Genomic DNA, 12,135 nt, shown 5'->3' on the forward strand with positions numbered 1-12,135 from the left:
GCATTGGTTTTATCAGGACTAATGTGCAAAATCTACTGTGATTGATTGTTGTTTCTGCGGCTTGTCGCGATAGGCGGTTGACCAAGTTGAAAACGCCAATAGGGGATGGAATGCTTTTTGATGAAAGCCTGATTTTTTTCGTCAAACGCTTTGAATCTATTTTTGAATTGACTTGCTAATGGCACCGTCTTGTCATATTCAGTCTGAACTTCGGAAGCAATGTTGCGATGCAAAATTACCCGGTCAGCTTCACAACCGGTACCGACATAGGTTTCAATATAGCCCCCCGGTGCGACACCAAAGTTTAGAATTCTTCTCATCTGCCAACCTTTACCACATCCAGAAATATAAGAATTTTCATCTGTTAAAAAATCGAGGTTGGTTGGAAAGTTGAGCCAAATCCCATAGCGTTTTTTATCAACAAAGGAGACCCATTCGACATAGGCTCTTATCGGATATGGGGTAGATTGTTTGGGGCCACTGAATCCGCGAAAAGCAAAATAACCATTAAGTATTTCTTGAGGAAGAAAAGCCCCTGATATTCCGACGCTAAGTGGGCGTAGTTCGGTTTTATTGTCTGGTAGAACGAACCGAATTTCGGTATTGAACACCTCGTCAGCTGCAGCGGTAAAGCCATACCCCCAAGTTTCATGTTGTGCCTTTGCACAGGCTGTAAGTATGAATGCGAAGAAGAAAAAGATGATTTTATTCTTTGTCATGATGTCTGTCCCGGAGTGTTGGGTAATAATTCCCGGTTGGCGATTTCACCACTATCCCAAAAACTATAATTGGCTTGGTTGACTAACTTATCTAAGGCTCCATTTTCATGTGAGCTATGATGGCAATAATAGCGCCGTAATGTACGATATACATCGGTTGGGAGTTCTTTGTATTGTTCTTTTACACCCCCCTTAATGCAGGCTGTTTTTAACCACGTTATTTCTAGCTTGGAAAGGTCAATAGGGATATTCGTTCGATTTGTTTTAGTTGTAAGTATTTTGTTGCCTGTTTTCCATTCATGGAAAGGAACCCCTTCTGCTTGACCAGCTTTAACCATCATATGTAGAGGAATTCGTGACAGTTCTCCTTCTACAACTCGATACATTAATACGTCAACATGAACTGATTTTTTGCTTTGCCGATGATTTCGCCTAAAGGTTCGGACTCTTAATCCAATTTCACCATCATTTAATACTCGGTTTGGATCTGTAAAAGTGACGATTCTATCTGCCCAGCCTAATTTTTGTTTATGTTGGGCATACTGTATCGCTTTTTTATATGCCTGACTTTTAGTGAAGTGTTGGGTTAGATTATTTTCAATGCTGACAAAATATCGTAAACGAAGATATTCGGTTAATGCTGGATCGGGATTGATGCCATAGCCTAAGGTGTGCCTGCTGTAGTAACCGCCTCCGACATCTGAGTGAGCACCAGGAAGAACCACTTCGGTGAAGTTACTGGCGATTTGAGAACCGTTAACATCATTTGTAATTCGTGTTAGCGGGAAATTTTTCCTGTATTCATCCGCAGCGGTCAGGTGTACAACACGTTCGGCGCAATCCGGTGAGAGGCCAAGCATTGTATCTTGCCATGCTGATTCAACTGTGTCGAAGATACCAACGAAAGTAACCCGGCTGTCTTTACGGTCTGACCAATTGAAACCAGCTTTGAGGTGTAATCCATTGATATTAGTTAATGACTCTATTAAGCCATGATTATTATTTTGGTCTATTGTATTGACAAAATGTCTGGCTGCTGCCGCTCCTCGGCTGAAACCAAAGACGTCGAATTCGATTTTTGAGTAGCCGTCGATATCAGTCATGTCATTAGAGGAAATTTGTTCACGGTAATATTCTTTAATGTCTAGTTGACATGCTTGAACTACACGAGCTTTTACTGATGTGTCACCCAAACTGACAGCGCTCCCCATAAGACTATCGTTGTTGCCGCTGACAGTGCCTATACCATCAATGTACGCAGGAAAGATATGACGATCTGATGTTATAGGAGGGCCATACATTTTGCTCAATTTGCCAATATTTGTCATGTCATTGGCATAGCTTCCTTCCACCGGGGTGGTACCTAGACGGCAATTTTCAAATTCATCGGCAGCCTCTGCCGGATCATCGCAGGTTTCTTTCAGCCATTGTTGAAGCTCAGCTAAGCCTTGCTGGTGGTTTTCGTTATTGTTGCCTGTCCCATCAAAAAATACGCCCAGTCTTAATGTTTTGTAATTAAACCCTTTCACCCTCAGGACATAACTTCTTCCTGTTTCCATGTGTAAGTTATCGGCTTGCTTAGCTACATGCCTTGGCGGTAGCGTAATGTCTTCTGTTGGCGCCGTTAAATCACCTGCTGTAACCGTCAGATAGTCTGGTGAGGATGACTGATGGCCTGTGTAAGAACGAGCGAACCATCGTACAGGATCTTCTCCTAGGTTTGGTTTATGTTCAGATTTTTGCGCTTCTTTCAGCCATGAAGTTGGCTCAAGTTCCAGTCTGACTGTACCGGGAGAGGTTCCGGAAACAAAAATTGGGTTTTTATTGAGTGCTATGGGGTGTTTTGTATCACTTGAATCAATCAGGTTACCTTTTACATTTGCGAATGGTTCATTGAATTCGTCACGGATGATGATTTCCACCCAATTATCCGTATCAACGCTTCCTGCTGTAATGCCGGAAGCACTGTTAGAAGATGCTTTATTTGCTTGGGTGGCGTTATTTTCTGCGAAATCAGTTTTTCTCGATTCTGCTGTTCTTCCGCCTTTTTCGAATGTCTTTGCTTTCTCTTTATGCTTGTGTGGAACCGGTAGTGGGTCTTTGCTCGCCATTGGGATTGTTTATGCATTCTCGACTGGTGCCGGCGGAATAAAACAGTCCACCTGATAAACAAGAAACTCTCCACAGGAAATCTTTTTTCCTATTTCATCAATCATCTCGTTCAACGATTTGTGTCTCATTAACGGTGAAGGACACAGTTGATGGTATAAGGTCAGGAAATCGAAATTATAGCCCCACATGTCGCAGTGACTGCGCAACAGGTATTTCGCCCAGTATTTGCTATTTTGGTATTGAATCAGTGCACTCAGCCTGTCGCCGTTGATCGCTTTGTATGAGGGAACAATGATAAAACAACGACCAGTAGCATCTATGATCCGAGTTCGCATGAACTTAGCTTCGTCAATAGGGTTATCAAACAGCACCGATAGTTTTCCTGTGTATGAATGATTGCTGGTAAGGAGGTGCCGTTAGTTTATGAAAGTCGGATTGATAGTTGGTTTTAAACTTTATTAATTGGGACCTGTTTTGGATGGTTGTTTTCGTTATTCAGTTATCTAGGTTACTAATTTGGAACCAGTTCAAAAAAGCCGCCCGGTGGAGTGGGCGGCAAACAAGAGTAAGAGGTAAACCTCTTTATTTAGGAACATCCAGTGATGGATTAGAAAGTACGGCTGTATTGAAGGCCAACAAGAATGGCATCAGCTCTTGTCGTGGCTCCTGTAATTGAAGGTACGGGCAGGCTCTCGTTAAGTTGTTCATCAAAGGTAACGCTTTCACCCATCAGGTAAGTGAAGCCAAAATCGATATTTTCTTTTTTGTTGAGATGATAGGTGAATCCGGTAGAGAACCAGTGGCGGTTTGAATCGGGGATTGAAATAGACTTCAACTCGTCTGTGGCTGAGATGTCATACATATAGCCTGCGCGAAGGGTCCAGTCATTGTTCAGATAATAAGTTCCCCCGACAGAAATATGGCCGGCATCTTTCCATTGATATTCTTTGTCGAGTCCGGCTATGTGCAATGTATCAAAGGCACTCCATTCAACCCATTGCAGACTGTAGTGAACAGCAAACTGGTTTGTCAGGCGGTGATAACCGGAAAATTCAGCCATATCAGGAAGAGGGAGATCCATTGAGTCTGCCTCGTTGGTACCTGCTTTGACATCACCTTTTGCTTCTACAGTCGGGCTGTAGCGGTAACTGAGTCCAAAGCGGTGATTCTCATTGACTTCATAGACGATGCCTGTGTTCCAGCCCAGAGCAAATCCCGATGCATCGACATCAATAACATTCATTTGAATGTCACGACATAAAGCGGGTTTTCCACCTATTGTCATACAGGCTTCACTGTCAAAATCTCGTTTCAGATTACCAACACCGTATATAAGGTCGATACCAGCACCAAAGCTGAGGTTCTGGTTTAGTCGGTATGAAAGGCTGGTACCTAAGTTCATGCTTTTTACACTGGTTTTGCCACCAAAGATGGAGGCTGGGAAATCATCTTCAAACTCAGTTTCTGTACCGAAGTTTGAGTAAGCTGAAATACCCCATGCCCATTGCTCATTCAGTGGCACGATCACATGAAGGTTAGGGACAAAAGATGAACCGCCGATATCATCGGTGCCTGAAATATCAAACTGGTTGGTTTCTATTGCAAGTATTTCACTACCGTTGGTGAGTACCCGTGGTTGATTATAGGTTCCTTCTTTAATACTGACGTCAGTTGAAATGACATTAAAGCCAAGAGAAAGGCTGTTTTCTTTGAAAAGAGCCATGGCTGCCGGATTACGAGCTGCTACTGAAGCATTATCGGCAATAACTGCATCGCCTGCGAAAGCACGACCAAGACCTGTAGCTGACTGGCTGTTTAATTGAAAACCTGCGGCTTGAGTAGAGACTGATGGAAATATAATGGCTGAAATAACAGCAGTGTATAACAGACGCTTCTTGAACATAGTTATCAACTTATTTATTAGGATTATATATAAATGTATTTAGTTGGTGTTTATCCGAGTTGAGTCTAGGGTTTTAATTAAATTGAACAAATCGGACCAGATGGCTAGAGTTTTGTGTGAAGTCGAGTTTTTTAAATGTGTTTTTAATTGGTTAATTAAATTTATTTCTTCAATGGTTGAAATTATTTTTTGTACTTAAGTGATGAGTTGTTGATAACACTATTGGATTTTTAGATTGTACTCTCTAAGTTCTGGGGGCTTAACTGTGATATTTGGTTGTGGTTATTAAGTGTGTGATATGTTTGGTTTTTGGTGTGTTTGGTTTGCATTGGTTCTTGTTATGTATCTATGCTTTTACTCATTTTGAAATGTTGAATATAGTGACGTTGACTACATTTTTAATTATTGGTTTTCTTGCGGATGTTTATTGCGAAATATTCTATTTTCTTATTTTTGTCTTTAAGGGATGTTGGTTGTAAATGCTTTTAATAAGTCTGTTTCATTGTTAGCTCTTTTCCAAAACGTCCGACCAGATTGAATTGAGTTTATTTTTCTTCGGCTTTTAATATACTTCCTTTGTTTTAATCGATTCTTACCAATGGGTAGATAATTAAACTAATTGGAAAGTTAGGTTGATTATTCTATTTGCCTTCTACATAAAATGGATTTAATTATTAGCAATGAAAAATATAAAAATAAAAGCCATTGGGCTCGTAATTTCATTTTTTCTGATTGGTTGTGGCGAAGATACAAGCACAAGTGATGGAAAAATAAGTGAACTGAAATTCGTTACTGTAAACGCTAATAATGGTGCGACAGTGACTGGTCTGGTTGAAAGTGGTGGAAAAGTCGAATCCTTTAAAGGCATTCAATATGGCAGCAGCAAGCGGTTTGTACATAGCACACTGAAGCCTCTTGACGGGAATCTAGACGCCACACAGTTTGGAGCGATATGTCCACAGCTAAATAATACTGAAGAAGTTCAGTCAGAGGATTGTTTGTATCTGAATATCTGGCGCCCCAAAGGCGTAGATATTGGGGGCGACTTACCTGTTTATGTTTTTATTCATGGCGGATCATTTGAAAGTGGTTCGGGTTCGTCGCTGGTTAACCACGGGGATACAATTGTTGCCCAAGGGGCTGAAAGCGGTAATCCGTTTATTTCTGTCTCCGTAAACTACCGTGTAGGTCTGTTGGGTAGTTTGTGGACTGATGATCTAAAAGGCGGTAATTATGGAATCGGTGATCAGAAGCGAGCGCTTGAATGGGTTCATCAGTACATTGCTGATTTTGGTGGTGACCCTGAAAATGTGACGGTTTTTGGTGAAAGTGCCGGGGCGATGTCGATTGGTATTCTTCAGCAAGAAACCGCGAACAAAGAGGAAAACGTTGCGGGTAAATATTATCAGCGGGCCATTATGCAGAGTAACCCTTATGGTATCGCGTACAAGAATTATGACTCGGCAGAAAAGTTGCAAAAGACACTGAGGCAATATGTTGAAGAAACGCCGGAGTTCGGTGGTAAATCTCTTGAAGAGCTTGATTTGGAACAGCTGAAAAAGGTGCAAGGTTATGCCAAATCTGGGTTGGTGCTTGTTGATTCGTTGTTGAGGTCGGCACCTGCAACATCAGGCATGCTGCCGTTTGCTCCCTATATTGAACAAAAGAAAAACATATGGGGACAGGTAGTTGTTGAGGGCTATCATTTAACTGACCAGCCGGTTGATACTCAGTTTATTGTTCCAACTGTAATTGGCTTTAACACTGATGAAGCGAATATTTTTACCTCTATGCTTGAAGCTCTGCTCTTTGTAAACATCGAGGACAAAGATGGCAATTACATTATTGATCATCCGGCAATACCTGAAATTGCCAGAAACAATAATATGTACGATTTGTCTGTTCGTGCTTTCTATGGTTTCAATGGGGTGCTTAAGGCTAATAAGTTGCTTGGAATGGACAGTTATGCCCCTGAAGATGACAGCACACTTGAAGGTTCGGGCAACAACGTGGCTAAATTCCGAATGCTTGCCAATGATATGCTGTTTACTTGCGCAGCCAGAAAGGTGATACAAAATCAGATTGATAACCCGAACGGCTCAAACCTGACGGCAATGTATCATTTCAATTATGATCCCGGTTTTAATTTCTGGCCGATGAGTGTGTCGCCATTGACGTCGTTAAGCTGCATGAATAAAGACGGAACCTCCAAAGCTTGTCATGCCGCGGAACTACCGTTTGTCTTTAATAAGCCTGTTGATTACGTTTCACAAAAGATCTATCCGACGAAGAGTGATCGCGAACTGATGAGTTTAATGTCTCGGAAGTGGTTTGATCCTCAAACATTTGAAAATAAAGAAATGCTGCCTGGGTTAGATAACGCTGTAATGATTGACGGGCGTGGATTCAGCACTATAAATGACTGGGATAAAGCCATGAATGGCGGGCGCTGTGAGCTTGTAAAAGACTTGCTGTTATAACCCTGGTTCCGACTTAGTTTCCTATCAAAAACCTCGAGTCGAAACGTTAAATCAAAAAAGCCGCCCGGTGGAGTGGGCGGCGAATAAGAGCAAGAGGCTAAATCGTTGTTATTATTTTGGAGTAGGATGTCTTTCAGTTACTTGGCTTCAGGGTAGGTCTTGTAGTGAACACCCATCATCTGCTCCATACAGTGAACAACCTGGCAGCTATAGCCGAACTCATTGTCATACCAGATATAAAGTACGCAACGCTTGTCCTGGGCAATAGTGGCTGCGCCATCTACAACACCCGCATGGCGTGAACCGACGATATCGGTAGAGACGATCTCAGTCGATTGAGTGAAATCGATCTGGCCGGATAGTGGCGAATTCAAAGCCATTTGACGCAGGTATTCGTTCAGTGCTTCAGCAGTGACTTCAGAGCCAAGGTTCAGGTTGGCGATGGCCATCGACACGTTCGGAGTCGGAACTCGGATGGCATTACCTGTCAGTTTACCTGTTAGTTCAGGCAAGGCTTTGGCAACGGCTTTGGCTGCACCTGTTGAGGTCAGTACCATGTTCAGAGCGGCAGAACGTCCACGACGCTCACCTTTGTGGAAGTTATCAATCAGGTTCTGATCATTGGTAAATGAGTGAACAGTCTCGATATGACCGGATTCAATGCCGTATTTATCATTAACTGCTTTTAGAATTGGCGTAATGGCATTGGTCGTACAACTTGCCGCTGAGATGATTGAGTCATCATCCTGAATTTCTGATTCGTTAACGCCAAATACTACATTCTTTATATCACCTTTACCCGGTGCGGTAAGCAGGACTTTCGATGCTCCAGTGCAGTTCAGGTGCTGGCTTAGCCCATCGGTATCGCGCCAGATACCCGTGTTATCAACAACAAGCGCATTAACAATATCATAAACGCTGTAATCGACTTCTGCTGGGCTGTTTGCGTAAATCATCTGAATGTAGTTGCCATTAACAATAATGGCTTTGCGCTCTTCGTCTATGGTGATGCTGCCGTTGAATTGACCATGGACAGAGTCGCGGCGCAGCAGGCTGGCACGCTTCTCTAAATCTCCCTGTTTGCCGCCTCGAACTACAATAGCACGAAGGCGCAACGGGTAGCCGGGGCCGCTTTTATCAATCAATAAACGGGCGAGTAGGCGTCCGATACGACCAAAGCCATACAATACAACATCGCGAGGCTCGACGGACTGGGTGCTATTGAGTGACTCTGTCAGCGCCGTCTGCAAAAAGTCGTTGAGATCATCCTCATCATCATGATCTTTCCAGAACTTATGGGCAAGTTGTCCGACATCGACTTTGCAAGGTGATAGTTCAAGTCGGGTAAGAGCCTGAACCAATGGCAGGGTTTGTGCGGGAGACAGTTCAAACCCCGTGTAACGACGGGCTACACGGTGTGCCTTGATGATATCAATAATAGAAGCATTGACGATTTGGCGTCCGAACAGAAGGGTTTCAACGCCTTTCTGTCGGTATAGCTGGCCAAGAAGTGGTGAGATGGATTCTGCGTTAGTTTGGCTTGTTTGCCAGTCTAGAAGGTATTTTTCCGGACTCATCTTTACTTAGGACCTTTCACGTTGGGGAAGAAAAACAGGAGATTATCCTGTGAGACTTTGTAGTTTTTATGGCGGGGAGTGTAACGTTTGCGTCGTTATTGTCCTAGTAAAATTAACAACTTATTAGTGTGATCTTTGTCGAAAGAAATTAGTGATTTGAATCACGCTTTGTATGTATGGAAATGTGATCGGAAGAAGAATACACACACTTAATTTTAACGGGGTATTAACTTTTTGAGCGGTAATGTTGCTTAGCGAGCAATAACCCATATTTGAATTCGCGTTGCAGGATGCAAAAACACGGTTTGGGATTTGTGGGGTAGAATGAAACTGTTCGATTTAACTGCTTGTTTTAAGACGCTAACGTTGTGATAAGGACGACAACAAATATAAAAATAGACGTAAATTGAAGTGGTAAGAAATTTGCTTCTCTATAGCAACCATCATGTATTAATAGCAATTGGTGTTGGACTAGGGAGGTGTTATGCAATTTACCTATTGTTTTGTTGCAACCTGGATAAGGCTTCTGTTGATCGTCGCATTGTCATTTTTCGGGGCTAATGCAACGGCTACTGAAGCAAAATACTCTGTCAGTGCTGATTGGTTAATCGAACGTCTTGGGCGTGATGACGTTATCATTTACGATGCCAGGCCAGAACGAGAATATCTTAATGGCCATATCCCGGGTGCAGTCAGCTTTCCAGTTAATGATACCTATCATGTTAACAATGATGTGTATTATGTGAAAAACAAAGAAAATATAACGCCCTTGTTGAGGAAAAAAGGTTTAGACAAAAACAAACTCGTCATTATTTACGATAACGGTAATTATCTCGATTCATCGCGACTGTTTTGGGTTTTGGAGCTATACGGGCACCGTAACCTTGCAATTTTGGAAACCGGCTACAGCCTATGGCTTCAGGAGTATCCTGTTAGCACAGAGATAATCTTCCCTGATAAAACAAGTTATATTCCCGTTTTTAACTCAGCGGCCTACGCCAGTACGTTGGTTGCCAAAGTGGCAACTTATAGTCCCGATTATCAATTATATGATTCCAGGACCTTGCCTGAATACGAAGGTAACAGATCAGTTACTCACGTATATGGTCATATTCCCCGAGCGCGTCATCTTTCTATAGGCGACTTTTTTACGCCCTCCGTCGGTGGCGTAAAAGTGTTGAAGTCGCAATCAGAGATTGCTCTGGTATTGAGCGACTTTGATAAGAGTAAAAAGAACATTACCTACTGTAATAAAGGTAAAGCATCAACTTTAAGTTATTACTTGCTAAAGCGTTCTGGCTTTGATGTTGCTCATTATGATGGGTCATGGCTGGATTGGTCAGCAAAGAACCTGCCTACCGAAAGATAAGGACAGTCATTATCAGAGGCTGGCAGAATGGCCGAATGTATAGCTTTACCAAAAACAAATAAAAAGGTGCAGAAGACTATGCGTGTCGGGGAGGGATTTTCAAAAGGAACTCTTGTCTGGAAGATCTATCTGATCATCGGACTGGTGATGCTTTGCTCTGTCGCGATATCTCTGTATTTGACTTATAAGAGTAACGTTGATCGTGTGGTAAAAGATGTGCAGGTTCTGATGAATGCTTCAAGTCAGATGATAATAGATGCCACGCTTTTTGGTAGTACAGAGAAGTCGATTGAGTTGAATCGAATGCTGAGTAACTACGAAGAAATAGGTTCAGTCTCGATTTATGATTTAGAAGGAAATCTGACTCATTTATACGTGAAAGCCAATGAACCTTATACATTTGCTTTCGCTTTACCGTATGAAAACGGTGTATCGCTCCTGAACTTCAATTTTAAACTAAGCTTTCCGCTTTTGTTTAACAATAAACCCATTGCAAATTATGTAGTGCATTATTGCTCTACACAGGTTTATTACAACATGCTGCAGCAGTTAATGCTGTTCTCTTTTCCGTTTGTGATCATGCTGGGCTTTATCTTGTTTTATATGCACAGAAAAATCACTCGGCCGCTTAATGCAATGATACAAATTCTGCCTGATGTTGGTAACGGTGATGTTCAAATCGAAGGAATTAATGTAATGGAAGGGGAGGTTGCCTGCCTCGCAAGAAAAATAAAGGCCGTTGATAAGTCGATTTATCGTCGGGATGTGAAAATGGCAGCGTTAAATAAACGTCTGAGCGACAGTACTAAAGAGTTGAATCGGGCGATAAAGCTTAAAAGTGAGTTTATGGCGAATATGAGCCATGAAATCAGAACACCGATGAACGGGGTACTTGGTTTTGTCCAGTGTCTTGAGGAGCATCCGTTAGATGATGAAGCCCGCAGACAGGTTTCTTACATTAAAGAATCTGCCATTTCTCTTTTATCAATTATTAATGAAATTCTGGATTATTCGAAGCTTGAAACAGGCAAAGTTGAATTGATGAAAGCTGAGTTTAAGCCTAAAAACGTAGTCCAGAGTTGCATTAATACGCTGAGGCTTGAGGCAGAAAGCAAAGGCCTTAAATTTGATTACCAGCTTCATGGTTGTGACAAAAGTGTTTTTTGGGGGGATGAACATAGATTGCGACAAATTTTGATTAATCTGCTGGCAAATGCGGTGAAATTTACCGATGAAGGGGCTGTACTGTTAGTGGTAACTCAAAAAGAGGTTAGTTCTGCGGGCACGACATTACAATTTAAAGTTATAGATACCGGAATTGGAATTGAGGCTGAAAAACTTGCTGTCATTTTTGAGTCATATACTCAGGCTGACGGGTCTATTTCCCGCAAATTTGGTGGTACAGGTTTAGGGTTGACTATCTCCAGCAAATTATGTCGCTTGATGAATTCTGAATTGAAGGTAAAGAGCCAGCATGGGGTCGGGACCGAGTTTTACTTTGAAGTGACTTTTGACGAAATTGAGCTGCACGTACAGAAAGAAAACTTAGTATCAGAAGTTATGGATCTATCATCCTATTCGGATAAAAAAGTGCTTGTGGCAGAAGACAGTAAAGTTAATCAGCAATTAATTAAGGCACTGCTCAAAACGTTGGGTATTGAACGGGTCGATATAGTTGATGACGGTTTGCAGGCTTTTAATTACATGAAGGAAAAAGCGGCAGACATAATACTGATGGATTGTCAGATGCCGAATATGGGTGGACTTGAAGCAACAGAAAAAATACGTCAGTTGAATTTATTATGTCAGCCAAAGATTATCGCCCTTACCGCTAATGTATTGGAAGATCAGGAGAAGCTCTGTTATCGACATGGTATGGATGACTATGTTGCCAAGCCTGTTGAGCGCACTAAATTATACGTTAGTCTAAAGCGTATCTTTCAGCAGTTTGAATACTTATAAAATGAAGAACTAG

The 12,135-nt window shown here is 42.0% G+C and carries 8 protein-coding genes; 3 read left to right on the forward strand and 5 right to left on the reverse strand.

Annotated features, from left to right (window positions below; genetic code table 11):
• Positions 1–32 precede the first annotated feature (32 nt).
• The 4 genes from C942_RS00615 to C942_RS00630 all read right to left on the reverse strand — a co-directional run bounded on the left by C942_RS00615 (position 33) and on the right by C942_RS00630 (position 4,734).
• Entirely contained in the window at positions 33–719 is a 687-nt protein-coding gene (locus C942_RS00615; protein ID WP_007461286.1) for a DUF2931 family protein, read from the reverse strand.
• Positions 716–2,830: a T6SS phospholipase effector Tle1-like catalytic domain-containing protein gene (locus C942_RS00620; RefSeq protein ID WP_007461288.1), complete on the reverse strand. Its 2,115-nt coding sequence runs from the start codon at positions 2,828–2,830 to the stop codon at positions 716–718. The genes C942_RS00615 and C942_RS00620 overlap by 4 nt, the downstream gene beginning before the upstream one ends.
• A gap of 9 nt (positions 2,831–2,839) precedes the next feature.
• Positions 2,840–3,202 (reverse strand): hypothetical protein, encoded by a 363-nt coding sequence (locus C942_RS00625; RefSeq protein WP_007461291.1) that lies wholly within the window; start codon positions 3,200–3,202, stop codon positions 2,840–2,842.
• Positions 3,203–3,438: 236 nt separating this feature from the next.
• A complete protein-coding gene (locus tag C942_RS00630) occupies positions 3,439–4,734 on the reverse strand; it encodes an outer membrane protein transport protein (protein ID WP_007461292.1) in 1,296 nt (431 codons plus the stop codon).
• A gap of 680 nt (positions 4,735–5,414) precedes the next feature.
• Between C942_RS00630 and C942_RS00635 the strand changes: the two genes are divergently transcribed.
• A complete protein-coding gene (locus C942_RS00635; RefSeq protein ID WP_036798168.1) occupies positions 5,415–7,214 on the forward strand; it encodes a carboxylesterase family protein in 1,800 nt (599 codons plus the stop codon).
• 137 nt (positions 7,215–7,351) lie between these two features.
• Here C942_RS00635 and C942_RS00640 read toward each other — a convergent pair whose 3' ends face one another.
• Entirely contained in the window at positions 7,352–8,791 is a 1,440-nt protein-coding gene (locus C942_RS00640; protein ID WP_007461296.1) for a glyceraldehyde-3-phosphate dehydrogenase, read from the reverse strand.
• Between the two features lie 484 nt (positions 8,792–9,275).
• Between C942_RS00640 and C942_RS00645 the strand changes: the two genes are divergently transcribed.
• Both C942_RS00645 and C942_RS00650 read left to right on the forward strand, forming a co-directional pair.
• Positions 9,276–10,160: a sulfurtransferase gene (locus C942_RS00645; protein WP_007461298.1), complete on the forward strand. Its 885-nt coding sequence runs from the start codon at positions 9,276–9,278 to the stop codon at positions 10,158–10,160.
• Positions 10,161–10,187: 27 nt separating this feature from the next.
• Complete coding sequence (locus tag C942_RS00650) at positions 10,188–12,122, forward strand: ATP-binding protein (RefSeq protein ID WP_007461300.1); 1,935 nt, start codon at positions 10,188–10,190, stop codon at positions 12,120–12,122.
• The last annotated feature ends 13 nt before the right edge of the window (positions 12,123–12,135 follow it).

Source organism: Photobacterium marinum (assembly GCF_000331515.1).
Taxonomy (GTDB): domain Bacteria; phylum Pseudomonadota; class Gammaproteobacteria; order Enterobacterales; family Vibrionaceae; genus Photobacterium; species Photobacterium marinum.

Excerpts from the sequence above, each read along its gene's own strand:
- C942_RS00640 (WP_007461296.1), bottom strand. The coding sequence starts at position 8,791 with ATGAGTCCGGAAAAATACCTTCTAGACTGGCAAACAAGCCAAACTAAC.
- C942_RS00635 (WP_036798168.1), top strand. The coding sequence starts at position 5,415 with ATGAAAAATATAAAAATAAAAGCCATTGGGCTCGTAATTTCATTTTTT.
- C942_RS00630 (WP_007461292.1), bottom strand. The coding sequence starts at position 4,734 with ATGTTCAAGAAGCGTCTGTTATACACTGCTGTTATTTCAGCCATTATA.
- C942_RS00650 (WP_007461300.1), top strand. The coding sequence starts at position 10,188 with ATGGCCGAATGTATAGCTTTACCAAAAACAAATAAAAAGGTGCAGAAG.
- C942_RS00615 (WP_007461286.1), bottom strand. The coding sequence starts at position 719 with ATGACAAAGAATAAAATCATCTTTTTCTTCTTCGCATTCATACTTACA.
- C942_RS00620 (WP_007461288.1), bottom strand. The coding sequence starts at position 2,830 with ATGGCGAGCAAAGACCCACTACCGGTTCCACACAAGCATAAAGAGAAA.
- C942_RS00645 (WP_007461298.1), top strand. The coding sequence starts at position 9,276 with ATGCAATTTACCTATTGTTTTGTTGCAACCTGGATAAGGCTTCTGTTG.